The sequence below is a fragment of the Streptomyces sp. NPDC127038 genome (assembly GCF_042725875.1).
GTDB lineage: Bacteria > Actinomycetota > Actinomycetes > Streptomycetales > Streptomycetaceae > Streptomyces.
The window spans coordinates 26,771-52,088 of sequence record NZ_JBHXDQ010000040.1; the positions used below are offsets into that span (position 1 = coordinate 26,771).

The 25,318-nt window shown below is 72.7% G+C and carries 21 protein-coding genes; 13 read left to right on the forward strand and 8 right to left on the reverse strand.

The window, feature by feature from the left end; all coding sequences use genetic code 11:
- Positions 1 to 6 precede the first annotated feature (6 nt).
- Entirely contained in the window at positions 7 to 930 is a 924-nt protein-coding gene (locus ACFWI4_RS25290) for an alpha/beta fold hydrolase (protein ID WP_387200241.1), read from the reverse strand.
- 194 nt (positions 931 to 1,124) lie between these two features.
- On the reverse strand, positions 1,125 to 3,176 hold the full coding sequence (locus ACFWI4_RS25295; protein ID WP_387200244.1) for a DEAD/DEAH box helicase: 2,052 nt from the start codon (positions 3,174 to 3,176) through the stop codon (positions 1,125 to 1,127).
- A gap of 463 nt (positions 3,177 to 3,639) precedes the next feature.
- Here ACFWI4_RS25295 and ACFWI4_RS25300 point away from each other — a divergent pair, with 463 nt between their 5' ends.
- A complete protein-coding gene (locus ACFWI4_RS25300; protein WP_387200247.1) occupies positions 3,640 to 4,410 on the forward strand; it encodes a ferritin-like fold-containing protein in 771 nt (256 codons plus the stop codon).
- Positions 4,411 to 4,712: 302 nt separating this feature from the next.
- Here the strand turns inward: ACFWI4_RS25300 and ACFWI4_RS25305 are convergent, their stop codons facing one another.
- From ACFWI4_RS25305 to ACFWI4_RS25320, 4 genes are all read right to left on the reverse strand, one after another.
- The gene (locus ACFWI4_RS25305; protein ID WP_387200250.1) at positions 4,713 to 4,982 is read right to left on the reverse strand and encodes a hypothetical protein; all 270 of its coding nucleotides are present in this window, start codon (positions 4,980 to 4,982) and stop codon (positions 4,713 to 4,715) included.
- Between the two features lie 211 nt (positions 4,983 to 5,193).
- Positions 5,194 to 5,421 (reverse strand): DUF3107 domain-containing protein, encoded by a 228-nt coding sequence (locus tag ACFWI4_RS25310; protein ID WP_028801993.1) that lies wholly within the window; start codon positions 5,419 to 5,421, stop codon positions 5,194 to 5,196.
- A 199-nt stretch (positions 5,422 to 5,620) separates the two neighbouring features.
- Positions 5,621 to 6,262 carry a TetR/AcrR family transcriptional regulator gene (locus ACFWI4_RS25315; RefSeq protein WP_339131315.1) on the reverse strand — a complete coding sequence of 214 codons (642 nt, stop codon included), beginning with the start codon at positions 6,260 to 6,262 and terminating at the stop codon, positions 5,621 to 5,623.
- Between the two features lie 233 nt (positions 6,263 to 6,495).
- Complete coding sequence (locus ACFWI4_RS25320) at positions 6,496 to 6,714, reverse strand: hypothetical protein (protein WP_385400652.1); 219 nt, start codon at positions 6,712 to 6,714, stop codon at positions 6,496 to 6,498.
- Positions 6,715 to 6,873: 159 nt separating this feature from the next.
- On the opposite strand from ACFWI4_RS25320, the gene ACFWI4_RS25325 reads away from it, so the two are divergent.
- The 12 genes from ACFWI4_RS25325 to moeZ all read left to right on the forward strand — a co-directional run bounded on the left by ACFWI4_RS25325 (position 6,874) and on the right by moeZ (position 21,862).
- The gene (locus tag ACFWI4_RS25325) at positions 6,874 to 7,863 is read left to right on the forward strand and encodes an alpha/beta fold hydrolase (RefSeq protein ID WP_385400654.1); all 990 of its coding nucleotides are present in this window, start codon (positions 6,874 to 6,876) and stop codon (positions 7,861 to 7,863) included.
- 8 nt (positions 7,864 to 7,871) lie between these two features.
- Positions 7,872 to 9,578, forward strand: a complete 1,707-nt coding sequence (locus ACFWI4_RS25330) for a DUF3152 domain-containing protein (protein ID WP_387200255.1) — start codon at positions 7,872 to 7,874, stop codon at positions 9,576 to 9,578.
- 55 nt (positions 9,579 to 9,633) lie between these two features.
- Positions 9,634 to 9,726 carry an Ms4533A family Cys-rich leader peptide gene (locus ACFWI4_RS25335; protein ID WP_318658278.1) on the forward strand — a complete coding sequence of 31 codons (93 nt, stop codon included), beginning with the start codon at positions 9,634 to 9,636 and terminating at the stop codon, positions 9,724 to 9,726.
- A gap of 201 nt (positions 9,727 to 9,927) precedes the next feature.
- Positions 9,928 to 11,646 carry an ABC transporter substrate-binding protein gene (locus ACFWI4_RS25340; RefSeq protein WP_387200257.1) on the forward strand — a complete coding sequence of 573 codons (1,719 nt, stop codon included), beginning with the start codon at positions 9,928 to 9,930 and terminating at the stop codon, positions 11,644 to 11,646.
- Between the two features lie 4 nt (positions 11,647 to 11,650).
- Positions 11,651 to 12,787 (forward strand): ABC transporter permease, encoded by a 1,137-nt coding sequence (locus ACFWI4_RS25345; RefSeq protein WP_387200260.1) that lies wholly within the window; start codon positions 11,651 to 11,653, stop codon positions 12,785 to 12,787.
- A complete protein-coding gene (locus tag ACFWI4_RS25350) occupies positions 12,784 to 13,782 on the forward strand; it encodes an ABC transporter permease (protein WP_387200263.1) in 999 nt (332 codons plus the stop codon). Before ACFWI4_RS25345 ends, ACFWI4_RS25350 begins: the two co-directional genes overlap by 4 nt.
- 14 nt (positions 13,783 to 13,796) lie before the next feature.
- Entirely contained in the window at positions 13,797 to 15,473 is a 1,677-nt protein-coding gene (locus tag ACFWI4_RS25355; RefSeq protein ID WP_387200266.1) for a dipeptide ABC transporter ATP-binding protein, read from the forward strand.
- 207 nt (positions 15,474 to 15,680) lie between these two features.
- Positions 15,681 to 17,423, forward strand: a complete 1,743-nt coding sequence (locus tag ACFWI4_RS25360) for a DUF3492 domain-containing protein (protein ID WP_387200269.1) — start codon at positions 15,681 to 15,683, stop codon at positions 17,421 to 17,423.
- Positions 17,420 to 18,559, forward strand: coding sequence for a hypothetical protein (locus ACFWI4_RS25365; protein WP_387200272.1), 1,140 nt, complete (start codon positions 17,420 to 17,422; stop codon positions 18,557 to 18,559). The genes ACFWI4_RS25360 and ACFWI4_RS25365 overlap by 4 nt, the downstream gene beginning before the upstream one ends.
- Before the next feature lie 361 nt (positions 18,560 to 18,920).
- Positions 18,921 to 19,883 carry an NAD-dependent epimerase/dehydratase family protein gene (locus ACFWI4_RS25370; RefSeq protein ID WP_387200274.1) on the forward strand — a complete coding sequence of 321 codons (963 nt, stop codon included), beginning with the start codon at positions 18,921 to 18,923 and terminating at the stop codon, positions 19,881 to 19,883.
- Positions 19,871 to 20,620: a spherulation-specific family 4 protein gene (locus tag ACFWI4_RS25375; protein ID WP_387200277.1), complete on the forward strand. Its 750-nt coding sequence runs from the start codon at positions 19,871 to 19,873 to the stop codon at positions 20,618 to 20,620. The genes ACFWI4_RS25370 and ACFWI4_RS25375 overlap by 13 nt, the downstream gene beginning before the upstream one ends.
- 63 nt (positions 20,621 to 20,683) lie before the next feature.
- Positions 20,684 to 21,862 (forward strand): adenylyltransferase/sulfurtransferase MoeZ, encoded by a 1,179-nt coding sequence (gene moeZ / locus ACFWI4_RS25380; RefSeq protein ID WP_385400677.1) that lies wholly within the window; start codon positions 20,684 to 20,686, stop codon positions 21,860 to 21,862.
- A 71-nt stretch (positions 21,863 to 21,933) separates the two neighbouring features.
- On the opposite strand, the gene ACFWI4_RS25385 is transcribed toward moeZ, so the two are convergent.
- Positions 21,934 to 23,484 carry an alpha/beta hydrolase gene (locus ACFWI4_RS25385; RefSeq protein ID WP_387200280.1) on the reverse strand — a complete coding sequence of 517 codons (1,551 nt, stop codon included), beginning with the start codon at positions 23,482 to 23,484 and terminating at the stop codon, positions 21,934 to 21,936.
- 114 nt (positions 23,485 to 23,598) lie between these two features.
- Positions 23,599 to 25,143, reverse strand: coding sequence for an alpha/beta hydrolase (locus ACFWI4_RS25390; RefSeq protein WP_387200283.1), 1,545 nt, complete (start codon positions 25,141 to 25,143; stop codon positions 23,599 to 23,601).
- Positions 25,144 to 25,318 lie beyond the last annotated feature (175 nt).

The following is a 25,318-nucleotide window of genomic DNA, read 5'->3' on the forward strand; positions in this document are numbered from 1 at the left end:
GCGGTACTAGAAACGTGCGGGGCCGGCGCCGTCCGGGGCCGTCGGCGGCCGGGTGCCGTCGAGGTTGTCGACGCCGTCCCAGAACGCGGCCAGGGCGCGGGCGGTCTCCAGCGGCCGGTCGGCGTTCGGTGAGTGCTCCGCCCCCGCGACGACCGTGCGGTGCGCGTCCAGCCGTACGGCCATCGTGTCCAGCAGCGGAACCGGCCAGGTGTCGTCGCGCTCGCCGGATATCACGTGCTTGGGGAGCGGGACGGCGGCCAGTTCGGCGACCCGGTCGGGCTCGTCGCAGAGCTGGCGGCCCGTCGCGACGAGCTGGGCCGGGCTGTTGCCGAGCCAGCGGCGTCGCAGGTCGGCGAGGTCGTCCAGTCCCGCGTCCAGTCCGCCCGTCTCGGTCTCCTCGGGCGGCTCCATCGCCTGGATGGCGTCCCACACCTCGGCCATGCTCATCACGGCCAGCGCGTCCCGCAGCAGCTTGACGCGCTGCTGCTGCGACTCGGAGATCTGCGCGGGGCCGGAGGCCATGAGCGTCAGGGAGACGAACGGCGACGCGTCGGCCAGCACCGCGGCCCGTGCGATCTGGCCGCCGAGCGAGTGCCCAACGAGGTGCACCGGCCCCCCGACGGCCACGGCCTGCGCGAGCACGTCCTGCGCCAACTCGGCCTGCGCGTAAGCCGTTTCGTCGTCCCGGGGCCCGTCGGTCTCGAACTGTCCGCGCCCGTCCACCGCCACCGTCCGGTAGCCCGCCGCGGCCAGCGGCACATGCAGGGCGATGAAGTCCTCCTTGCTCCCCGTGAACCCCGGGAGCAGCAGCACGGTTCCCCGGGAACGTCCCTGCGGTTCGGCGTCGAGCACGGCGAACTCACCGCGCGTGGTGGACAACCGGTACGCGCTGACACCGGCGGGCGGGACGAAGGTGTGGGGCCTGCTCATGCGCAGGAGGCTATCGGGCGACGGCGACGGCCGCTCGACGGGTGTGTGGCAGCCGGGCCGGCACCCGGTGAAGTCCGGCGCGGGCCGACGGGCGGCCGCGGGAGCGCGGAACGCCGACGGGCGGTGCGCGGGAGCGGGAACGCCGACGGCCCGGCCCCCCCATCGGATGGGGGACCGGGCCGTCGGGCCGGAGATCAGCTCTCCGTGGGCTCCGTGGCGACCGCCTTGCGGGTGCGTCGGCGGGTGGCCGGCTTGGCCTCCGTCGCTTCGGCGGCCTGGGCCGGGATCTCGGCGTCGGCGACGGCCTTGCGGGTGCGGCGGCGGACGGGCTTGGTCTCGGTCGCCTCGGCGGCCGTGTCCGTCGCGGTGTCCGTGGCCGTCTCCGGGGCGGTGGCGGCCTTGGCGCGGCTGCGCCGCGGCTTGGTGACCGTCTCCGTGACCTCGGCGACCTCGGTCGCGGCGGCCTCGACGGCCTCCACGACCGCCTCCGCGGTCTTGCGGGTCCGGCGCCGCACGGGCTTCGCCGGAGCCTCGGTGACCTCGGTCGCGGTGGCCTCGACGGCCTCCACGACGGCCTCGGCGGCCTTGCGGGTCCGGCGGCGGGCCGGCTTGGCCGGTGCCTCGGTGACGGCCTCGGCGGCGGCGTTCTCGACCACGGCCTCGGCCGCGGTCACCACCGCCTCCGCCGTCTCGACGGCCGTCGCGGCGGGCCTGCGGGTACGGCGACGGCGCGGCGCGGCCGGCTCGTCGGTGACACCCTCGGCCGTCGCCACGGACGCCTGGGCGGCCTCGGTGACGGGCGCGGCGACGGCTGCCACCGGCTCGCCCGCTCCACCGCGGGTGCGCCGGCGGCGGCGCGGGGTGCGGGGCTCGGTGGCCTCGGCGGACGCGGGCGCCTCGGTGGCCGGAGCCGCCGTGGACGGGGCCGTCTCCTCCGCGGGCGCGCCGTTGCGGGTGCGGCGGCGCTGGCGCGGGGTGCGCGGCGCGCGCTCACGCTCGGCGGTCGCCGGCGCGGCCGAACGGCCACCGCGGCCACGAGGACCGCCACGGCCGCCCGTCTCGCCCAGGTCCTCGACCTCTTCGGCCGAGAGCCCGGCGCGGGTGCGCTCGGAACGCGGCAGGACACCCTTGGTGCCGGCCGGGATGTTCAGCTCCTCGAAGAGGTGCGGGGACGTGGAGTACGTCTCCGGCGGGTTGCCGAAGCCGAGGTCCAGCGCCTTGTTGATCAGCTGCCAGCGCGGGATGTCGTCCCAGTCGACGAGGGTGATCGCGATGCCCTTGGCGCCCGCGCGGCCGGTGCGGCCGATGCGGTGCAGGTACGTCTTCTCGTCCTCGGGGGACTGGTAGTTGATGACGTGGGTGACACCCTCGACGTCGATACCGCGGGCCGCGACGTCGGTGCAGACGAGGACGTCCACCTTGCCGTTGCGGAAGGCGCGCAGCGCCTGCTCGCGGGCACCCTGGCCGAGGTCGCCGTGGACCGCGCCGGAGGCGAAGCCGCGCTGCTGGAGCTGGTCGGCGAGGTCCGCCGCCGTCCGCTTGGTGCGGCAGAAGATCATCGCGAGACCGCGGCCGTCGGCCTGCAGTATCCGCGCGACCATCTCGGGCTTGTCCATGTTGTGCGCGCGGTAGATGAACTGCGCGGTGTTCGCGACGGTCGCGCCCGAGTCGTCCGGGGCCGCGGCGCGGATGTGCGTGGGCTGCGACATGTAGCGGCGCGCGAGACCGATGACCGCGCCCGGCATGGTCGCCGAGAACAGCATCGTCTGACGGCGGGCCGGCAGCATGTTCATGATCTTCTCGACGTCGGGCAGGAAGCCCAGGTCGAGCATCTCGTCGGCCTCGTCGAGGACGAGCGCCTTGATGTTCTTGAGGTTGAGCTTCTTCTGGCCCGCGAGGTCCAGCAGACGCCCCGGGGTGCCGACGATGACGTCGACGCCCTTCTTCAGGGCCTCGACCTGGGGCTCGTACGCCCGGCCGCCGTAGATGGCCAGGACGCGCACGTTGCGGACCTTGCCCGCGGTCAGCAGGTCGTTGGTCACCTGGGTGCACAGCTCGCGCGTGGGGACGACGACGAGCGCCTGCGGGGCGTCGGTCAGCTGCTCGGGCTTGGCCCGGCCTGCCTCGACGTCCGCGGGGACGGTGACGCGCTCCAGGAGGGGGAGGCCGAAGCCCAGCGTCTTGCCGGTGCCGGTCTTGGCCTGGCCGATGATGTCGGTGCCCGAGAGGGCGACCGGGAGCGTCATCTCCTGGATGGGGAAGGGGTTGACGATGCCGACGGCCTCAAGGGCCTCGGCGGTCTCAGGGAGGATTCCGAGCTCTCGGAAAGTCGTAGTCAGGGTGCTGCCTCTTCTGTGTACGCGGTGCGAGGCGAGCGCGGGGGTCGTGTCGGGACCGTGCCGGGGACGTCGGCCGCTCTTGACGGGCGGGCCGGGTGGCACGGGACCACTGCCGACGCTCGAGCTCTCGTACCGCTGAGGGTTCCCTCCGGATGCCGTACGCAATGTGCCGTACCTGCGAGGAGGGCTGTCGGGTCGGAGCCGATCGGGCCACCGACCGGGCATCCTCATTCGTGCGGCCCGTCGAATCACTCGCCGGGCGCATTACCACCATACCCCGGAATCGCGCACATGCGATGGCCGATTTGGTCACGTAGTCGTCGTCACACTGGTTGAGCAGGGACTTCCCTCGTGCGGCGGGCGGGCTATTGTGCGCTTCATGACGACGCCTGACAACGCCGCTGAGAAGCCCGCCGGGGCCACCGCCGACACCGCCCCCGCCGCCACCGGGGTCGCCGCGCAGAGCTGGGACACGGCCTCGGCCGAGCCCCACTACCGCGCCGCGGTCGTGGACCTGCTCGGAGCGCTCGCGTACGGCGAGCTCGCGGCGTTCGAGCGGCTCGCGGAGGACGCCAAGCTGGCGCCCACGCTCAGCGACAAGGCCGAGCTGGCGAAGATGGCGTCCGCCGAGTTCCACCACTTCGAGCAGCTGCGGGACCGGCTCGCCGCGGTCGGCGCGGAGCCGACGGAGGCGATGGAGCCCTTCGTCGCCGCGCTCGACGGCTTCCACCGGCAGACGGCTCCCTCGGACTGGCTGGAGGGGCTCGTCAAGGCGTACGTCGGCGACTCGATCGCCAGTGACTTCTACCGCGAGGTCGCGGCCCGGCTCGACTCGGACACCCGCGGACTCGTCCTCGGCGTGCTCGACGACACCGGTCACGCCGGTTTCGCTATCGAGAAGGTGCGGGCCGCGATCGACGCCGACCCGCGCGTGGGCGGTCGTCTCGCGCTGTGGGCGCGCCGGCTGATGGGCGAGGCCCTGTCCCAGTCGCAGCGCGTGGTCGCCGACCGCGACGCCCTGTCGACGATGCTGGTGGGCGGAGTGGCGGACGGCTTCGACCTCGCCGAGGTCGGCCGGATGTTCTCCCGCATCACCGAGGCGCACACGAAGCGGATGGCCGCGCTGGGCCTGGCGGCCTAGGACGCGGTCCCGGAGCGCCGGGGGCCTCGTCCCCGGCGCTGACGCGGCCGGCCGGTGGCTCGTTCCCGGCACCGGACGCGACCGTGAACCGCGCCCGATCCGGGCGCCGAAAGTCGCCGACCGGTGGCCCGTTCCCCTGTGCTGAACGTCGCCGACCGGTGGCCCGTCACCGGCAGGACCGCAGGAGACGCCGAAGGCCTCGCTGCCACGGACCAGATCGCCGCGCCGGCTACGGGCGCGGTTCGCGGTCGCGGAAGCGGGGCCCTCGCGGTGGCTTGCGCGGTCGCCCGGCGGCGGATGGCCTACGCGGTCGCCGAGCGGCGCCGAAAACGCTCCTCGGGGCGCAGCAGCAGCGACAGCAGCGCGGCCGAGACGGCCACCGCGCCGAGAAGGATCGCCAGGAAGTGCCCGGAGCCCAGGGCCGTGTGCGTCAGGAAGGCGCCGAACAGGGCTCCCACCACGCCGGTGGACATCACCAGACTGCGGGACGGCAGCCGGTGGGGCAGGCGGTACGACGCCGCCCAGGCCAGCGCCAGACCGAGCACTGCGGAGCCGAGCGCTTCCAAGAACATGGTGGGGTCCCTCCCGCACGGCCGGTGCAAATCGGTCGTAGCCGGTCCTACCCCTGACGTTCGGAACGCAACCCTCCTCCGCGCCCGGCATGTGCTCCATCTGCGTCCGGACGTGCCCCGGGGGGCCGGCGCGTGCGGGCGTGGACGACGGGAGGGGCCCGGTGACGGTGTCACCGGGCCCCTCCCGTACCTGCTGTGTCGCCCGGCCGCTCTACAGGGCGCTGAATCCGACCTTGCGCTGCGTGGGCTCGCCGAGCTCCACGTACGCCAGCCGGTCGGCCGGAACCAGGACCTTGCGGCCGTGGTCGTCCACGAGGCTCAGCAGCTGCGACTTGCCGGCCAGCGCCTCGGACACCGCGCGCTCGACCTCTTCCGGGGTCTGACCGCTCTCCAGAACGATCTCGCGGGGCGCGTGCTGCACGCCGATCTTGACCTCCACGGCTTTGTCCCTCCGACGGTCAGTCATGTGCGCGTTCGTACGCGCCGTACGCAGCACACATTAGCCCGGCGAGGGGACCCGCACGCTCCGCCCGGGAACGCCAGGAGCGAACAGCGGACGGGAACAAAGAAGCGGCCGAGGGGCGTGCCCCCGGCCGCTTCCGCCGAGCCGATGACCGGTGACCGGACGATCCGGCGGATCAGTGGTGGTCGGTGCCGTGCAGCGGGAAACCCGCGATGCCCCGCCAGGCGAGCGAGGTCAGCAGCTGCACCGCTTGGTCGCGCGGGACACTGCGGTCGCTGTGCAGCCAGGAACGCGCCACGACCTGCGCCAGGCCGCCGAGGCCCGAGGCGAGGAGCATCGACTCCGCGCGCGAGAGACCCGTGTCCTCCGCGATGACGTCGCAGATCGCCTCGGCGCACTCGTGCGTCACCTTGTCGACGCGCTCGCGCACCGCCGGTTCGTTCGTCAGGTCCGACTCGAAGACCAGCCGGAACGCGCCGCCGTCGTCCTCCACGTACGCGAAGTAGGCGTCCATGGTCGCGCGGACGCGCAGCTTGTTGTCCGAGGTCGACGCGAGCGCCGCCCGCACCGCCAGGAGCAGGGACTCGCAGTGCTGGTCGAGCAGGGCGAGGTACAGATCGAGCTTGCCCGGGAAGTGCTGGTAGAGAACCGGCTTGCTGACGCCCGCGCGTTCGGCGATGTCGTCCATGGCGGCCGAGTGGTATCCCTGCGCAACGAAAACTTCCTGGGCCGCGCCGAGGAGCTGGTTGCGTCGGGCACGGCGCGGCAGGCGAGTGCCCCGCGGGCGTGCTGCCTCTGTCTGCTCGATGGCTGTCACGCCGCCTCCCAATCTTGTCCACGTGCGGTGTGCGCCGCGCCGCCATCGTACTTTTCGGTAACCCCGCTGTGTGCGGTGCGAGCGCAGAATTTCACGGACCGGACCCCGACCGGGACGGCGCACAGGGTGCCGAAGGGGACGAGCGGGGGCATCCGGCCGCGGCGGGCGGGTCCGGCCGGAGCCGCGGGGTCACCCGCGGCGGGGCGCAGACGGCCGGATCGCCCGCGGGCGGGTCACCTGTATTCGTCCTCGTTCAGCCGGACGACCCGGGCCTGCTCGGCCAGATCACCCTCGTCGGCGTTGAGGCGGTCGCCCGGCGGCTCCGGGTCGACGTCGTCCGCGGGGTCCAGCTCCGCGGACTGCTCGACGGCGTCGGCCTCCGTGGCCTCCGCGTCGGGGATCTCCCGGAACTGGTCGTCGAACGTTCCGGGGTCTGTCGGGTCGACTGTCATGGTTCCTCTTCCCGAACGGTACGAGTGCGCTCCTGATGTGCGGACGAGTGCCCTCGTTCGAAGCCTAGGAGACACGCGATCGGGACGCTATGCGATCCGCCCGCGATCTGTGACGGCGAACACATGAGCCCCCGCGTGATCGTCTCGTAACATTGCGGCATGTCTTCGACCGAACTCCCTTCCGCGCCGGCCGTCAGCGTCACGCCGAGGGTCGGCGCCGTCAGGGTCGCCGAAGGAGAGCGGCTGAGATCGGTGGGGCTGCCCGGCATGACCCTGACGATCCGGTCGAGACCGCCGTCCAGGGACGGCCTGCCCCCGGCGCTCTACGTGCACGGGCTCGGCGGTTCCTCGCAGAACTGGACGGCCCTGATGTCCCGGCTCGACGGGCTCGTGGAGAGCGAGGCCCTCGACCTGCCGGGCTTCGGCGACTCCCCGCCGCCGGACGACGGCGACTACTCGGTCACCGGTCACGCGCGCGCGGTGATCCGACACCTCGACGCGTCCGGACGCGGTCCGGTACATCTTTTCGGCAATTCACTCGGCGGAGCCGTCGCGACGCGGGTCGCGGCCGTGCGCCCGGATCTCGTCCGGACGCTGACGCTGGTGTCCCCCGCGCTGCCCGAGATCCGCGCCCAGCGCACCGCCTGGCCGACCGCTCTGCTCGCCCTTCCCGGAGTGGCGGGACTGTTCACCAGACTGACGAAGGAATGGAGCGCTGAGCAGCGCGTACGGGGGGTGCTGGCCCTCTGTTACGGCGATCCCGGCATCGTGACCCCCGAGGGGTTCCGTGACGCGGTCGAGGAGATGGAGCGGCGGCTCGCCCTGCCCTACTTCTGGGACGCGATGGCCCGTTCCGCGCGCGGGGTGGTGAACGCCTACACGCTCGGCGGGCAGCACGGACTGTGGCGTCAGGCCGAACGGGTGCTCGCCCCCACGCTCCTGGTCTACGGAGGCCGTGACCAACTTGTCGGCTACCGTATGGCCCAGCGCGCGGCCCGTGCCTTCCGCGGCTCCCGGCTGCTGTGCCTGCCGGACGCGGGGCACGTCGCGATGATGGAGTATCCGGAGACGGTCGCCACCGCATTCCGTGAACTCCTTGCGGACCTGGAAGAGTCGACCTCTTCGGTGGCAGTCGGCGCGGAGAGCTGAGGCGGGAAGTGGGACGACACAGTCGTCGGGGGCGGGCCGGCAAGACGGACACCGTGCAGACGCGGGCGGTTGCGGCGGAGGAGGCGGAGTCCGCTCCGGCGCCGGGGCCCGACGGCGTCCACCATGCGGCGACACGCCCACCGGGTTTCCAGGGTCCCTACCCACCCGCGGGCGGGTACCCGCAGCAGGGCGTGCCAGGTCGTCCCGACGGGACACCGGCGCACGGTTTTCCCCGCGTTCAGGCCGGCGGCCCGATCCCGGGCGGCCCACGCGCGCAGAGCGGCGGCCCTCTTCAGAGCGGCCCCCGCATGCAGGGCGGCGGCCCCCGGCAGGGTGGTCCGCGTCTTCCCGAGGGGACCCCGGCGCACGGGTTTCCCCGGATGCAGGGCGGTGCTCCGTTCCAGGGTGGCCCGCTCCAGGGTGGTCCGCGTCCCGCCGACGGCACTCCGGCGCACGGCTTCCCGAGGGTGACCGACGGGACCCCGGCGCACGGGACTCCTCGTTTTCCGGACGGGACCCCGGCGCACGGGACCGCTCGTCCGGTGGACGGGACCCCCGCGCGCGGGGTGGCGCAGGTGCGGGGCGGGCATCCCGAACAGCGTGAACAGGGCGGCGGCTGGGGGGAGTCGGCGACCGGCACGGCCCCCGCGGGCGCGCCCGCGGGGCCCCGGGTGCCGCGCCAGCGTGCCCAGGCCGTGGCGGGCCCCCGGCAGGCGTACGTCGACGCGTTCGACCTCGACGGGCGGGAGAGCGCCGGCCTGCCCGGAGCCCGCGACGGCGCCGCGCGGACGGCCCGCCCCGGCGCGGCCGGCCTCGACGACTCCGCCGACTGGAACACCCCGGCCACCGACGCCGGTGAACGGCCGCTCCAGGAGCCCGGCGAGAGCGACGGCAAGGGCCGCAAGGGCTGGGCGTTCACCGGCATCGCCGCGGCCGCCGTCACCACGGTGCTGGCCGTGGTCGTGGCCGGGCAGATGGCCACCGGCGGCCACGACGCCGACGCCCGGACGCAGTCCGCCGACACGGGCGGCCGCGCGGCCCAGGACTCCGCCTCCCGCGGGGACGGCAGGCCGACCCAGTCGGGACAGCCGCAGGTGGCCGCGGCGCCCCTGACGTACGACCAGCAGATGGCCAGGACGTACCCGCTCGGGGCGAAGCTCAAGGGGTCGGGGAAGTTCGAGGTCGTGCCGGGCACCGCCAAGGCCCCCGGCAAGGGACACAAGTACACCTACCGCGTCGACATCGAGCAGGGCCTCGGTCTCGACGGCGCGCTCTTCGCCGACGCGGTGCAGAAGACCCTGAACGACTCCAGGAGCTGGGCCCACGACGGAGCCCGCACCTTCGAGCGGGTCGATTCCGGCAAACCGGACTTCGTCATCACGCTGGCGAGCCCCGGCACCACCGCCGAGTGGTGCGCCAAGTCCGGGCTCGACACCACCGAGGACAACGTGTCCTGCGACTCGGCGTCCACCGAACGCGTCATGATCAACGCGTACCGCTGGGCCCAGGGCTCCAAGACCTACGGCTTCGGCGACAAGATCCACGCCTACCGCCAGATGCTCATCAACCACGAGGTCGGCCACCGGCTCGGCTACGGGCACGTCTCCTGCCAGAAGGACGGCGACCTCGCCCCGGTCATGCAGCAGCAGACCAAGTTCCTCGACCACGACGGAATCCACTGCCTGCCCAACTCCTGGCCCTACCCCAAGAGTTGACGGAAAGCGCTCACATCGCTTTGACATGCGGAAAAAGATCGTTCATATTTTCCGCATGTCCTCCCGTCACGCCTCCGTTCGCGCCGCCATCGAGCTGGCGCTCATCGGCGTGACCGCGCTCTGCGTGGCCGACATCCACTGTTGCTGACGCCCGCCCCCGGCGAGTGCGTCGCATTTCTTCCCGTTCTGTCTCCGCGCGCCCCTGAACCTCCGCGGTTCGGCGCGCCCGTGCCCCTTTCGGTCCGGTCGGACACCGACGCCTGACGCCCTGGGCGAGCTCCGCGCTCTTCCGTCTCACCCTGTGTCATTTCGTCTCAGTATTCGAGTCATTCCGAGAGGTCGTCTTCCGATGCGTCAATCGTCCGTCACCGCGCGCCGCGTGGCCGCGGCATCCGTCAGCCTCGTCCTGGCAGCGGGCGCCGCCGCCTGCGGGCCGAAGGACAGCGATGCCAAGAGCTCCGGCGGCGACTCCCAGCCCCACAAGGGCGGCACCCTCACCGTCCTGAACGCCAATGCGCAGCAGGACTTCGACCCCGCCCGGCTCTACACCTCCGGCGGCGGCAACGTGCCCTCGCTCGTCTTCCGCACGCTCACCACCCGCAACCGCGAGAACGGGGCCGCCGGCGCCAAGGTCGTGCCCGACCTGGCCACCGACACCGGCCGCCCGAGCAAGAACGCGACCGTGTGGACGTACACCCTGAAGAAGGGCCTCAAGTACGAGGACGGCACGCCGATCACCTCCGCCGACATCAAGTACGGCATCGAGCGCTCCTTCGCCGCCGAACTCTCCGGCGGCGCGCCCTACCTGAGGGACTGGCTGATCGGCGGCGCCGGCTACCAGGGTCCCTACAAGGACAAGAAGGGCCTCGACTCGATCGAGACGCCGGACGCGCTGACCATCGTCTTCCACCTGAACAAGCCCGAGGGCGAGTTCCCCTACCTGGCCACGCAGACGCAGTTCACGCCCGTCCCCAAGGCCAAGGACACCGGCACCAAGTACGAGGAGCACCCGGTCTCCTCGGGCCCGTACAAGGTCGTCAAGAACGAGAACGACGGCGAGCGCCTGACCCTGGAGCGCAACACCTACTGGTCGGCGTCGACCGACGCCGAGCGCAAGGCCTACCCGGACAGGATCGACGTACGGTCCGGCCTGGACTCCTCCGTGATCAACCAGCGGCTGTCCTCCTCCCAGGGCACCGACGCCGCCGCCGTCACCACGGACACCAACCTCGGCCCCGCCGAGCTCGCCAAGGTGACCGGGGACAAGGAGCTGGCCTCGCGCGTCGGCACCGGGCACTTCGGCTACACCGACTACATCGCCTTCAACCCGAAGGTGAAGCCGTTCGACAACCCGAAGGTGCGTCAGGCGATCTCGTACGCCGTCGACCGCACCTCGGTGATCAACGCGGCGGGCGGTTCGTCCCTCGCCGAGCCGGCCACGACGTACCTGCCGAACCAGAAGTCCTTCGGCTACACGCCGTACGACCACTTCCCGGCGGGCGCGTCCGGCAATGCGGCCAAGGCCAAGGCGGTGCTGGCCGAGGCCGGCTACAAGAACGGCCTGACCGTGACGCTCACCCACTCCAACAGCAAGGACTTCGAGACCAGCCCCGAGATCGCGACCGCGATCCAGGACGCGCTCAAGAAGGCCGGCATCACCGTCAAGCTCCAGGGCCTGGAGGAGAACGACTACAGCGACAAGATCCACGGCGCCAAGACCGAGCCGGGCTTCTTCCTCGCGCACTGGGGTGCCGACTGGCCCTCCGGCGGTCCCTTCCTGGCTCCGATCTTCGACGGCCGGCAGATCGTCGAGGACGGCGCCAACTTCAACACCGGCTTCCTGAACGACAAGTCGGTCAACGACGAGATCGACGCGATCAACAAGCTGACCGACCTCGACGCGGCCGCCCAGCGCTGGGGCGCGCTGGACAAGAAGATCGGCGAGCAGGCGCTGACCGTGCCGCTGTTCCACCCCGTCTACAAGCGCCTGTACGGCAAGGACGTCAAGAACATCGTCATCAGCGACTGGACCGGCGTTCTGGACATCTCTCAGGTCGCGGTGAAGTAGCGCCGTGAGCGAGGCACTTGTCGCCTCCCCGGCCCCCGTGGCGGACACGTCCGCCACGGGGGCCTCGGGGGCCCGTCAGTTCTGGCGGCGGCTGCGTGCGCAGCGCGCCGCCCTCGTCGCGGCGGCCGTCGTCGCGCTGCTCGTCCTGATCGCGCTCGCCGCACCGCTGCTCACCGCGATCGAGGGCCAGGACCCCACCACCTACCACCCCTCGCTGGTGGACTCCGCCCGCGGCGGCGTCCCCGTCGGCGCGTTCGGCGGCATCGGCGCCGACCACTGGCTCGGCGTCGAACCCCAGACCGGCCGCGACCTGTTCGCGCGCCTCGTCTACGGCGCCCGGGTCTCCCTCGGCGTCGCGCTCGCCGCGACCCTGGTGCAGGTCCTGATCGCCGTGGTCGTGGGCGTCTCGGCGACCCTCGGGAACCGATGGGTCGACCAGGTGCTGAGCCGGATCACCGAGATCATCGTCGCGCTGCCGCTCATGATCATGTCCCTTGCGCTGCTGGCGATCGTGCCCGGCAGCTTCCCGCGGCCCGTCCTGGTCGCCCTCGTCATCGGCCTGATCGCCTGGGGCACCCTCGCGAAGATCGTGCGCGCCCAGACGCTCACGCTCAAGCAGCTGGACTACGTCGCCGCCGCGCGGCTCAGCGGCTGGGGCACCTGGCGGATCGCCCGCCGCGACCTGCTGCCCGGCCTCGCCGCCCCGCTCATCACCTACTCCGCCCTCCTCGTGCCGGCGAACATCGGCGTCGAGGCGGCCCTGTCCTTCCTCGGCGTGGGCGTGAAGCCGCCGACACCGTCCTGGGGACAGATGCTGACCGCTGCCGACGTCTGGTACCAGGCCGCACCGCAGTACCTGCTGCTGCCCGCGGGCGCGCTGTTCGTCACCGTCCTCGCCCTGACCGTCCTCGGCGACGGCGTGCGCACCGCCCTCGACCCGCGCGCGGCCTCTCGGCTGCGCGTCGGCACGGGCCGCAGGGGAGAGGCCAGGGCCGACGCGAACACCGGCGGCCCCGCAGACGGCGCAGGCCTGCCCCGGCAGGGTGCGTCGGGAACGGATCTGCCCCATCAGGGCGCGTCGGGAACGGATCTGCCCCGCCAGGGCGCGTCCGCCGACGGAACGAAGGAGGCCACGGCATGAGCGGCTTCGGCGGGTTCGTCCTGCGCAGGACCCTCGGCACGGTGATCACCCTCCTCGCCATCTCGGTGATCGTCTACGTCGTCTTCTACGCCACCCCGGGCAACGTCGCCCAGATCACCTGCGGCCCGCGCTGCTCGCCCGCCCAGGTGCACCAGGTCGCCCAGCAACTGCACCTCGGCGACCCGCTGTACGTGCGCTACTGGCACTTCCTCCAGGGACTCCTCGCGGGCCAGGACTACTCGACGGGCACCTCCGTCCAGCACTGCCCGGCGCCCTGCCTCGGGCTGTCGTACCAGACCGACCAGCAGGTCACCCGGCTGATCCTGGCGAAACTGCCGGTCAGCCTGTCGCTGGTGTTCGGCGCGATGGTCGTCTGGCTCCTGCTCGGAGTCGGCACCGGTGTGCTCTCCGCCTGGCGGCGCGGCCGGATCAGCGAGCGGGTCCTGACCGGGCTCACCCTCGCCGGCACGGCGACCCCCGTCTTCGTCATCGGCCTGATCCTGATGATCGTCGTCTGCGGCCAGCTGCAACTGCTCCCCTTCCCGCAGTACGTGAACCTCACCGACGACCCCGAACAGTGGGCCTGGAACCTGGTGCTCCCGTGGCTGTCGCTCGCCCTCGTCGAGGCCGCCGCGTTCGCCCGGCTGACCAGGGCCTCGATGCTGGAGACGCTGGCCGAGGACCACATCCGGACCTTCCGCGCGTACGGCGTCGGCGAGCGGTCGATCATCGGACGGCACGCCGTCCGGGGAGCGCTCGCCTCGATCATCGCGCTGAACGCCAACACCTTCGGCTCCGCGGTCGGCGGCGCGGTGCTCACCGAGACCCTCTTCGGGCTGCCCGGCATCGGCCAGGAACTGGTGCACGCGGTGAACGTCGTCGACCTTCCGGTGGTCGTCGGCATGGTCCTGGTCATCGGCTTCTTCGTGGTCATCGCCAACGCCGTCGCGGACGTGCTCTACGCGGTGGCCGACCGACGGGTGGTACTGGCATGACGGGTGGTACTGGCATGAGCGACTCCTCCGTGGATCCCGCCTCCCCGGCGCCCGCCGCCTCCCCGCTGGTCGAAGTGAGCGATCTCGTCGTCGACTTCGGCGGCCTGCGGGCCGTCGACGGGCTCTCCTTCCGGCTGGAGAAGGGCGCGGCGCTCGGCCTGGTCGGCGAGTCGGGCTCGGGCAAGTCCACCGTGGCCTCGGCCCTGCTGGCGCTGCACCGCGGCACCGGAGCACGGGTCGACGGCACCGTCCGCGTGGCCGGCGTCGACGTCCGGCGGGCGTCCGACGACGAACTGCGCGGACTGCGCGGCCGGAAGGCGGCGATGGTCTTCCAGGACCCGCTGTCCTCCCTCGACCCGTACTACGCGGTCGGCGACCAGATCGCCGAGGTGTACCGGGTCCACACCCGCGCGTCCCGGCGAGCGGCACGCGCGCGTGCGGTGCAGGTCCTCGACCGCGTGGGCATCCCCGACGCGGCGCGCCGCTCCCGTTCGCGCCCGCACGAGTTCAGCGGCGGCATGCGCCAGCGCGCCCTCATCGCCATGGCCCTGGCCTGCGAACCCGAGCTGCTGATCGCCGACGAGCCGACCACGGCCCTCGACGTGACCGTCCAGGCGCAGATCCTCGACCTCCTGCACACCCTGCGGCAGGAGACCGGGACCGGCCTGCTGCTGGTCACCCATGACGTCGGCGTCGCGGCCGAGAGCGTCGACGAGATCCTGGTGATGCGGCACGGACGCGCCGTCGAGCACGGTCCGGTCGGGGCCGTCCTCGGCGCGCCCCGGGAGCCGTACACCCGCGAACTCCTCGGCGCCGTCCCCCGCGTGGACACCCCCCGGGCGGCCCGGCCGACCGGGCCGCCGACGGGCACCGGGCCGGGCGAGGGCGCCCGCACCGACGACGTCGTCCTCGAAGCGGTCGGACTGCGGCGGGAGTTCGGGCGCGGCGCGCGCCGGTTCGCCGCCGTCGACGACGTGTCGCTGACCGTCCGCCGGGGCGAGACCCTCGGCGTCGTCGGCGAGAGCGGCAGCGGCAAGACGACCCTGGGAAGGATGCTGGTCGGACTCCTGGAGCCCACGGCGGGCGTGGTCCGTCACGAGGGGCGCGAAGTGTCCGGTGTCCGCCCCTCGGTGCAGATGGTCTTCCAGGACCCGGTGTCGTCCCTCAACCCCCGGCGCAGCGTGGGCGAGTCCATCGCCGACCCGCTGCGGGCGCGCGGGCAGAAGGACGAGAAGCGCATCCGCGAGCGGGTGCGGGAACTGCTGGAGCGCGTCGGACTCGACGGGGCGCACTACGACCGCTACCCGCACGAGTTCAGCGGCGGACAGCGCCAACGGGTCGGCATCGCGCGGGCGCTGGCCGCCGAGCCGGGCGTGATCGTGTGCGACGAGCCGGTCTCCGCGCTCGACGTCACCACCCAGGCCCAGGTGGTCGCCCTGCTCGGCGAGCTCCAGCGGGAGCTGGGGCTGGCGCTGGTCTTCGTGGCGCACGACCTCGCGGTCGTACGTCAGGTCAGCGACCAAGTAGCCGTGATGCGGCGCGGCCGGGTCGTCGAGCACGGTCCCGCCGACGAGATCTACGAGCGCCCCCGCGACCCGTACACCCGGCAGCTCCTGGCCGCCGTGCCGGCGCTCGACCCGGAGATCGCGGCACGGCGCCGCGCGGAGCGGGGCGAGCTGTCCCCGGTCTGATCCGGGGGCCGGGCCGCCGAATCGCATCCGCGTGATCTCGTAGCGCGACAAAACGCGGCCCGCGCGGGAAAGTTACGACCGTTCACCCCTTTTGGTGGTGCGACGGACAACCGTCCGTCGTACCACCGCCTTGTCCGCATACCTTCGTCCCGCTGCGAGCCGCCGAGTCAACGGCGGCTCCCCATACGGGTGATCGGGGGTGTGTTCGTGCGCATCGGACTGCTTACGGAGGGTGGCTATCCGTATGTGAGCGGTGATGCCGGACTCTGGTGCGACCGGCTCGTACGCGGCCTCGGGCAGCACACGTTCGACATCTACGCGCTCAGCCGCACCGAACACCAGGAGCGGCAGGGCTGGGTCCGGCTGCCTCCCCAGGTCGGCCGGGTCCGCACCGCACCGCTGTGGACGGCGCACGACGACGGGGCGGTCTACGGCCGCCGGGCCAGGCGCCGCTTCGCCGAGGCGTACGGAGAACTGGCGGCGGCGGTGTGCGGGGAGCCGGCGACCGGAGACCCCGAAGCACCGGAGGACCCGGCGGATGCGGCCGGTGCCGAGGCGGACCGTTTCGCCAACGCCCTGTACGCACTGGCCGAACTCGCCCGGGACGAGGGCGGACCGGCCGGCGCCCTGCGTTCCGAGGACGCGGTGCGCATCCTCGAACGCGCCTGCCGCGCGCCCGGCGCACGCCGCAGTGCCCGCACCGCACGCGTCCCCGACCTGCTCGCCGTCGCCGCCCACGTCGAACGCGCCCTGCGCCCCCTGTCGCTGGACTGGTACGAGGACGACGCGCTCGGCTCCGCGGACCTCTGCCACGCCGCCGCCGGCGGCGCGGCGGCACTGCCCGGCCTCCTCGCCCGGCACCTCCTCGGCGTCCCGCTGCTGGTCACCGAGTACGGCGTGCACCTGCGGTCGCACTACCTCGCCGCCGCGACCCTCGAAGAGGCCCCGGCCGTGCGCGCCCTGCTCGCCGCCTTCCACGGCCGGCTCGCCACCGAGGTCTACCGCGCCGCCACCCTCGTCACCCCCGGCAACGCGCACGCCCGCCGCTGGCAGGAACGCTGCGGCGCCGACCGCGCCAAACTGCGCACCGTCCACCCCGGCATGGAGGCGGCACGCTTCGCCGACGTCGGGGAGGGAGTGCCGGGCAGCCGGTGCGCCGACCCCGACACCCTGGTGTGGGTCGGCCGCGTCGAACCGGCCAAGGACCTGATCTCCCTGCTGCACTCCTTCGCCGAGATCCGCAGGGCGGAGCCCCGGACCAGGCTGCGGATCGTCGGCGCCCCCGCCGAGGACGCGGAGGCGGCCGCCTATCTCGCGCACTGCAAGGCACTGGCCGCGCAGCTCTTCCCCGACGAGGCAGACGGCGCGCACGCCGTCGGCGACAACCCCGTCTCCTTCGAGGAGATCGGCGGCCCGGACCTCCCGAGCCTCGCCGAGGCCTACGCCTGCGGCGCCCTCGTCGTCCTGTCCAGCGTCGTGGAGGGCTTCCCGGTCAGCCTGGTCGAGGCCATGCTCTGCGGCCGGGCCACCGTCTCCACGGACGTGGGCGCGGTCGTCGAGGTCATCGGCGGCACGGGCCTCGTGGTCCCGCCCCGCAACCCGCGGGCGCTCGCGGAGGCCTGCGTGGCACTGCTGCGCGACCCCGAACGCCGTGAGCGCCTCGGCGCCGCCGCCCGCGCACGCGCCCTCGAACTCTTCACCATCGAGCAGAACATCACGGCATTTCACAGCATTTACCTGGAGATCGTCTCGCACTCCCCGGTGCCCCGCGTCGTCGTGGACGACGAGGGGGAGCCGCGTCCCTTCGGCACCCCCGCCGAGGCCCGGGTGCCGGGCCGCTGGACCGCGACCCGCTTCCTGACCGAGCGCAGGCCGCGCTGGGCCGAGGGGGCGCCGGTACGGGCCACCGTGCCCCCGCCGGTACCCGTCGCCGTGGGGGAGGGCACATGACGATCGACAGCGCGGAACCGGACGCCCCGGCCGCGTCCGGCCACCGAAGCGAGCCGGACCGGACCACCACCGGGCGGCGCGGCGCGGCGGACCCCGTGAAGGCGCTCCTGCACCGCCACCGCGAGCTGTGCGCACGGGCCGTGGACCCGCTGGAGATCGCCGCGGGCCTGGAGGCCCACGGGGTCACCGACCGGACCGCCGCGCGCCTGCGGCACCGGGACGTCTTCTCGCTCGCCGAGGAGATGTACGCCCGCGCCACACACGACGGCGAGGAAGGGCCCCGCGCCGAGGCCACGGCCCGGACCGGCCCGCGCCCCTGGTGGGCGGTGCTCGCCCTGGCGCCGGGCGTCCTCGGCGCGGCCGTCGTCGCCGGTCTGCGGCTCACCGACGGGCAACCGCGGCCGGCCGTGGCCGCGTTCGGCGCCCTGGCCCTGATGCCGGTGCTGCACCTCGCCCTCCGGCGCGGCCCCCTGAGCACCCGCCACCGCACGACGGCCACCGCCCGCGGCTGGACCTGCTGGCTCCTCGCCTACGCCCTCGCGGGCGACGGACTGCTGAGCGCCGCCCGGGTCGGCGTCCCGCACGGCCCCTGGCCCCTGGCCACGGCACCGGTGCTGGCCCTCCTCCTGGCCTGCGCCCCGGCCGCCTGGTGCGCCCACCTCTTCGCCGCCCGCGCCGGCCGCCGGCTGACCGCGAGTCGCGGCCTCGAGGAGTTCGCCGCCGCCGTACGCCCCCTGCTCTTCGGGGCGTTGGGCCTGTTCACGGCCGCCCTGTGCGGACTGCTCGCGCTGTGCGGGACGGCACTGGACCAACCGCCCGCCTACGCCGGAGCCGGAGCCCTCGGTCTGCTGCTCCTCCTCGCCCGGCTTCTCACGGCACGCGGCTTCCCCCAGGTCCCGGGCCGCGCGCTCACGGCCGCGGGTGCGGCGGAGGCCCTCGCCCTCACGTCCGTCCTCGCCGCGCGGCTGCCCGGCTGTTCCTTCCTGGCCGTCCCCGTCGACCGCCTGGCCGCGGCGGCGGGCCCCGGTGCCGTACCAGCCCTTGCCTGCGGGGCGGGCGCCCTCGTCCTCCTCGTCCAGGCGGCCCGCACGCTCACCCGCGCCTCGGCCCACGCCCCGCCCTGCGAGGCCTCATGACCCACGACCGCCCCGCACCCCGGGCCGAGGCCCCGCACACCGAGGCCCCTCACGCCGAGCCCGCCCGCCCGGTGTCCCTCTCACCAGCCCTTTCACCGGCCCCCTCGGCGGCACCTCCGGTGACCCGGCCGATGACCCGTTCGACCCGATCGACCGGGTGGCGCGAGGTCGTCCCGAACCGGCCCACGGCATCGCCGCCGCCGTGAGCCCGCCCCGGAATCCGGTCACCGTCCCGGATCCGGGCCCCCTTTCTCCCGCGGGGCCGACACCGCGGGCCCTCTTCCCGACCACGGCATCACCTCGAAGGAGACAGCCAGATGATCACCTCCCGAACCGGAGAATCCGCCCCGGGAGCCGCCCGATGAGGGTCCTGCTGATCGGAGCCAACGGCTACCTCGGCCGGTTCGTCGCCGACAGACTGCTCGCCGACCCGGCCGTGCAGCTGACCGCGCTCGGCCGCGGCGACGACGCCGACGTCCGGTTCGACCTCGCCTCGGGCAGCCCCGGCGCACTCACCCGCTTCCTGGACGCGGTGCACCCCGGAGTCGTCATCAACTGCGCCGGCGCCACCCGCGGCGGCGCCCGCGAACTGACCCGGCACAACACCGTCGCCGTCGCCACCGTCTGCGAGGCCCTGCGCCGCAGCGGCTGCGGGGCCCGGCTCGTCCAGATCGGCTGCGGCGCCGAGTATGGGCCCAGCCAGCCCGGCTCCTCCACCGCCGAGGACGCCGTGCCGCGCCCCGGCGGCCCCTACGGGGTGAGCAAGCTGGCCGCGACCGAACTCGTCCTCGGCTCCGGCCTGGACGCCGTCGTGCTCCGGGTCTTCTCCCCGGCCGGACCCGGCACGCCCGCCGGATCCCCGCTCGGTCGGCTCGCCGAGGCCCTGCGCCGCGCCATGCAGGCCAACGACGGCGAGCTCAAGCTCGGCGGCCTCGGAGTCCAGCGCGACTTCATCGACGTCCGCGACGTGGCCCGCGCCGTCCACGCCGCCTCCCTGTCCGCCGCCCAGGGCGTGATCAACATCGGCTCGGGCCGTGCCGTCCGCCTCCGCGACGCCGCCGCCGTCCTCGCACGCGTCGCCGGCTACAGCGGCAGCCTGCACGAACTGGACGGTCCTCCCGGCCCCTCCATGCGGTCGGCCATCGGTCACCCCCGCCCCGAACCCGACCACGCCGCCCCGGTCGCCTACCCGTACCCCGACGGCTGCGGCAGCTGGCAGCAGGCCGATGTCCGCACCGCACGCGACCGTCTCGGCTGGCGGCCCCGGATCAACCTCGAGGAGTCCCTGGCCGACATCTGGATGGAGGCGGCGTGTCGTATCTGACCAGCACGGCGACCGGCAGCGCGAGCACCGACCTCGGACTCGGCTTCGGTGTCCCCGGCCCCGCGCATCCCCTCGTCGCCCCGACGGAATGGGACGAACTCACCCGCCCCGGCACCCCCTTGCACTGGGTCGTCCTGAACGTGGACAACGGTCCCGGGGAGCGCCCCGACCCGCGCTGCCTCGAAGCGACGGGACGGCTCCGCAACGCCGGGGTCAGGGTGCTGGGACTCATCGACGCCGGCCACGGGGTGCGCCCCTTCGGCGAGATGACCGCCGACGCGCGCCGCCACCTCGACTGGTACCAGGCCGACGGCTTCATCCTCGGCCGCTGCCCCACCGAACGCGCCGCCCTCCCCGACACCCGCCGGACGGTCGACGCACTGCGCGCGCTCCGGGGCGACGCGCACATCGTGTTCGGCCACGGCACCCACCCGCACCCCGGATACGCCGAGTGCGCCGACCAGCTCGTGACGTTCTCGGGCCCCTGGACCGAATACCGCTGGTCGCAGGTCGCCGAGTGGACCGCCGACTATCCGCCCGAGCGCTTCTGCCACTTCGTGCACGGCGTGCCGCGCGGCCATCTGGACGAGGCCCTGCGCATCGCCCGCTGGCAGGGAGCCTCGACGATCTACTTCACCGACCGCTCCGATCACGGCGGCACGGCCGACCCCTGGGAGGCGATGCCCGGCTACTGGGACGAGATCGTCTCGCGGATCGGAACGGGTGTCTCGGAATGAAGAAGGGCGTGGCAGTGTTACGGAGAGAACAACCGTAGTGATAGACCGACCAACGGAGTCCCCGTGTCGCTGCCACCCCTGGTCGAGCCAGCCTCTGAGCTCACCGTAGACGAGGTCCGCAGGTACTCCCGCCACCTGATCATCCCCGATGTGGGCATGGACGGGCAGAAGCGGCTGAAGAACGCCAAGGTGCTCTGTGTGGGCGCCGGCGGCCTCGGATCGCCGGCGCTGATGTACCTGGCCGCGGCGGGCGTGGGCACGCTCGGCATCGTGGAGTTCGACGAGGTCGACGAGTCGAACCTCCAGCGCCAGATCATCCACAGCCAGGCGGACATCGGCCGTTCCAAGGCCGCGTCCGCGCGCGATTCCGTACTGGGCATCAACCCGTACGTGAACGTGGTCCTTCACGAAGAGCGGCTCGAGGCCGAGAACGTGATGGACATCTTCAGCCAGTACGACCTGATCGTCGACGGCACCGACAACTTCGCGACCCGCTACCTGGTCAACGACGCCTGCGTGCTGCTCAACAAGCCGTACGTGTGGGGCTCCATCTACCGTTTCGACGGCCAGGCCTCCGTCTTCTGGTCCGAGCACGGCCCCTGCTACCGCTGCCTGTACCCGGAGCCCCCGCCGCCGGGCATGGTCCCCTCCTGCGCCGAGGGCGGTGTCCTCGGCGTGCTGTGCGCGTCCATCGGCTCCATCCAGGTCAACGAGGCGATCAAGCTCCTCGCCGGCATCGGTGAGCCGCTCGTCGGCCGCCTGATGATCTACGACGCCCTGGAGATGCAGTACCGCCAGGTCAAGGTCCGCAAGGACCCGAACTGCGCGGTCTGCGGCCCGAACCCCACCGTCACCGAGCTCATCGACTACGAGGCCTTCTGCGGCGTCGTGTCCGAGGAGGCGCAGGAGGCGGCCGCCGGTTCGACGATCACTCCCAAGCAGCTCAAGGAGTGGATCGACGACGGCGAGAACATCGAGATCATCGATGTCCGCGAGGTCAACGAGTACGAGATCGTCTCGATCCCCGGCGCCAAGCTGATCCCCAAGAACGAGTTCCTCATGGGCACCGCCCTGGAGAGCCTGCCGCAGGACAAGAAGATCGTCCTGCACTGCAAGACGGGTGTCCGCAGTGCGGAGGTCCTCGCGGTCCTGAAGTCCGCCGGTTTCTCCGACGCGGTGCACGTCGGCGGCGGCGTGATCGGCTGGGTCAACCAGATCGAGCCCGAGAAGCCGGTGTACTGACCGGCCGGCCGTCCCGTTCTTTCGATGGCGGGGGTCTCGCGGACCAGGTGTCCGCGGGACCCCCGCCGTCGTCATGAACAGACCTTGCCGTCCTTCGGCACCGTTCCGTCCAGCAGATAGCTGTTCACGGTCGCGTCGACACAGTCGCTCCCGCTCCCGTAGGCGCCGTGGCCCTCGCCCTTCCAGGTGAGCTCCACGCCCACGCCCTTGCCGAGCCCGTCCGCCATCCTGCGCGCGCCCTCGTAGGGCGTCGCCGGGTCCCCGGTGTTGCCGACCACCAGCACGGGCCCGGCCCCCGGCGCGCTCACCTCGGGATGGTCGAACTGACCGGCCACCGGCCAGTCGTGGCACCAGCCCGCCGTGTCCCAGCCCATGAAGTCGCCGAACACGGGCGAGATCTTCTCGAACTCGGGCAGCCGCTTCCTCGTCTCCTCGGGCGTCGGCCGCTCCTTGTCGTCCAGGCACGATATGACCCGTTGGGAGTGGGTCGTCGTGCCGTAGTGACCCGAGGCGTCCCGTTCGTTGTAGGCGTCGGCCAGCGTCAGCAGGGCCGAACCGTCCCCGCTCTCGGCGTCCTTCAACGCCTCGGTCAGGCGGGGCCAGCCCTCCTTGCTGTAGAGGGGCAGCACGATCCCGGTGAGCGCCAGCGTCTGGGTGAGTTCGCGGCCCCCGGTGGCCGGCAACGGCTTCGCGTCGATCCGCTTCAGCAGGTCTGCGATCTTCAGCGAGCCCTGCTCCGGGTCCTGTCCGGTGGACTTGAGGTAGTCGTTCAGGGCGCGCTGGAAGCCCAGCGTCTGGTTCTTGGCGTGGCCCACGGTGTCGGCGCTCGGGTCGACGACCGCGTCCAGCACCAGGCGCCCCACGTTCCGGGGGAACAAGTGGGCGTACACACCGCCCAGTTCGGTGCCGTACGAGATGCCGAAGTAGTGCATCCTGCGGTCGCCGAGGACCTGGCGCATCAGGTCCATGTCGCGGGCCGTGTCGGTCGTCGAGACATGGGACAGCAGCTTGCCCGCGGCCTTCGCGCAGCCCTTGCCGAAGTCGGCGGAGTCCTTGAAGTAGGCGGCCTCCTCGGCCGCGTCGTCCGGTGTGGCGTCCACCGACTCGGCGGCCTGGATCGCCCGGTCCCCGCGGCACCGCACCCCTTCACTGGCGGCCACCCCGCGCGGGTCCCAGCTCACCAGGTCGTAGCGGTCGTGGAGCGGGCCCACGACGCTCTCGTACGACGGCATCGTGGAGAGTCCCGAGCCGCCCGGGCCGCCGAAGTTGAAGAGGAGCGAGCCGATGCGCCTGCCCTGGGCGCCCGTCGCCCGGGAGCGGATGAGGGCCAGGCCGATCGTCGGGCCGTCCGGCTTCGCGTAGTCCAGCGGGGCTTTGAGCGTGGCGCACTGCCAGCCGCTGCCGGGCGCGGGGGAGTCCGAAGTGCCTTTGCAGCGGCCCCAGTCGAGCTTCTGCGTGGTCAGGGAGACGGGCAGCCCCGGCGATCCGCCGGAGGGTGGCGCACTGGCCGGCGCTCCGTCGCCGTTCTTCCCCTCGTCCTTGCCGTCGGCCGGTGAACCCCCGCAGCCGGCCAGCAGCAGCGTGGCCGCGGCCGCGGCGGTCCATCGTGCGAAACGTGTCATGAGTGCCCCCTCGCCCATGGTCCGCCCGAAGTCGCGGATCATCTGCACGCCATAGTAGGCGCCGGTCGCGGACCGACGTGGAGGCCTGTGGATAACGCTCTGACCTGCGGGTTTCTAGGAGCAGACGGTTCCGGCCGCCGGGACGGTGCCCTCCAGCAGATAGCTGTTCACCGCGCCCTGCACGCACTTGTTCTTGCTGTCGTAGGCGCCGTGCCCCTGGCCCTTGTAGGTCAGCTCGACCCCGACGCCCTTGCCCAGCGCGTTCACCATCGCCTGTGCCCCCTCGTACGGCGTCGCGGGGTCGCCGGTGTTGCCGACGACGAGGATCGGCGCCGCGCCGGGGGCGCTCACGTCCGGGTGCTCCGCCGCTCCCGGCACGGCCCAGTCGGTGCAACTGACCATGCCCCAGGCCAGATAGTCGCCGAACAGCGGGGAGGCGGTCTTGAACTCGGGAAGCTTCGAGCGTACGTAGTCCGCGGTGTAACGCGGCTTGTCGTCGGCGCAGTTGATGGAGATGTTGGCCGGAGTGATGTTGCTGTACTGGCCGTTCTCGCTGCGTCCGTTCATCGAGTCGGACAGCAGCATCAAGATCTTGCCGTCGCCCTCGTACGCCTGCTGAAGTCCCTCCGTCAGGTACTCCCAGAAGTCCTTGGAGTACAGCGACTGCGCGATGCCGCTGGTGGCGGCGGTCTGGGTGAGCCGGCGCGGGAAGACGCCGGGGATCGGCTTGCTGTCGAGGTCCTTCAGCAGCTTGGCGATGCGGTCCTTGACGTCCTGCGGGGTGTCGCCGATGGGGCAGCCCTCGGCCTTCGAGGTGCAGTCCTTCGCGAAGTTGTCGAGCGCGAGCTGGAAGCCCGCGGCCTGGCCGAGGGAGCTCTGCTCCACGTTCTGGGTCGGGTCGACGACCCCGTCGAAGACGGCCCGTCCGACGTTCTTGGGGAACAAGTGGGCGTAGACGCCGCCTAGTTCGGTGCCGTACGAGATGCCGAAGTAGTGCAGCTTGTCGTCGCCGAGCACCTGTCGCATCAGATCCATGTCGCGGGCGGCGTCGGTGGTGCGCACATGGGGGAGGACCTTGCCGGAGTTCTTCTCGCACGCGGCGTTGAACGTCGTGGTGTTCCGCAGGAGCGCCTGCTGTTCGGCGGAGTCGTCCGGGGTGGCGTCCTGCTGGAAGAACCGGTCGAGCTGCTGGTCGTTCTCGCACTTCACACCGGCGCTGCGGCCGACCCCGCGGGGGTCGAAGCTCACCAGGTCGTAGCGGGTGCGCAGGGCGGCGTAGTCCCCTCCGAAGGCGGGCAGGGTCGCGACGCCCGAGCCGCCGGGGCCGCCGAAGTTGAAGACGAGCGAGCCGATGCGCTTGGCGGGGTCGCCGCTCGCCTTCGCCCGGATCAACGCGATCCCGATCGTGTCGCCCTTGGGATCGGACCAGTCGAGGGGCGCCTTCATGGTGGCGCACTCCCACTCCGCGCCGCCGGGCAGAGGAGAGGGGGCGGTGCCGCCGCCCTGGGCCTCGGACGGTGCGGAGCAGGCCTTCCAGTCGAGTTTCTGCTTCGTCAGGTCCCCGTCCTTCGCGTCACTGCTGCATCCGGACACCCAGGAGGTCAGCAGGACGGTGGCGACGGCCAGGGCGGCGGCGCGCGGCCGGGACGGGTTCGGCATGTTCCCCATCCTGCGGGCGGCCGGGGTGGGGCGCTCGGGGCGCGAGCCGTGCGGGTGAGGACGCCGAGGGCCGACGGCGGCGGCTCGGTCCGAGCGGGTCCGTACGGTGCCGGGTCCGGGAGGGATCCGGGCGGATCCCGGTCGGGCGGATTCGCCCGGTGCCGGGTCGGGACCG

Coding starts and splice junctions, on each gene's coding strand:
- ACFWI4_RS25290 (WP_387200241.1), bottom strand. CDS start 930: ATGAGCAGGCCCCACACCTTCGTCCCGCCCGCCGGTGTCAGCGCGTAC.
- ACFWI4_RS25295 (WP_387200244.1), bottom strand. CDS start 3,176: ATGACGCTCCCGGTCGCCCTCTCGGGCACCGACATCATCGGCCAGGCC.
- ACFWI4_RS25305 (WP_387200250.1), bottom strand. CDS start 4,982: ATGTTCTTGGAAGCGCTCGGCTCCGCAGTGCTCGGTCTGGCGCTGGCC.
- ACFWI4_RS25320 (WP_385400652.1), bottom strand. CDS start 6,714: ATGACAGTCGACCCGACAGACCCCGGAACGTTCGACGACCAGTTCCGG.
- ACFWI4_RS25325 (WP_385400654.1), top strand. CDS start 6,874: ATGTCTTCGACCGAACTCCCTTCCGCGCCGGCCGTCAGCGTCACGCCG.
- ACFWI4_RS25335 (WP_318658278.1), top strand. CDS start 9,634: ATGTCCTCCCGTCACGCCTCCGTTCGCGCCGCCATCGAGCTGGCGCTC.
- ACFWI4_RS25340 (WP_387200257.1), top strand. CDS start 9,928: ATGCGTCAATCGTCCGTCACCGCGCGCCGCGTGGCCGCGGCATCCGTC.
- ACFWI4_RS25350 (WP_387200263.1), top strand. CDS start 12,784: ATGAGCGGCTTCGGCGGGTTCGTCCTGCGCAGGACCCTCGGCACGGTG.
- ACFWI4_RS25355 (WP_387200266.1), top strand. CDS start 13,797: ATGAGCGACTCCTCCGTGGATCCCGCCTCCCCGGCGCCCGCCGCCTCC.
- ACFWI4_RS25365 (WP_387200272.1), top strand. CDS start 17,420: ATGACGATCGACAGCGCGGAACCGGACGCCCCGGCCGCGTCCGGCCAC.
- ACFWI4_RS25370 (WP_387200274.1), top strand. CDS start 18,921: ATGAGGGTCCTGCTGATCGGAGCCAACGGCTACCTCGGCCGGTTCGTC.
- ACFWI4_RS25385 (WP_387200280.1), bottom strand. CDS start 23,484: ATGACACGTTTCGCACGATGGACCGCCGCGGCCGCGGCCACGCTGCTG.
- ACFWI4_RS25390 (WP_387200283.1), bottom strand. CDS start 25,143: ATGCCGAACCCGTCCCGGCCGCGCGCCGCCGCCCTGGCCGTCGCCACC.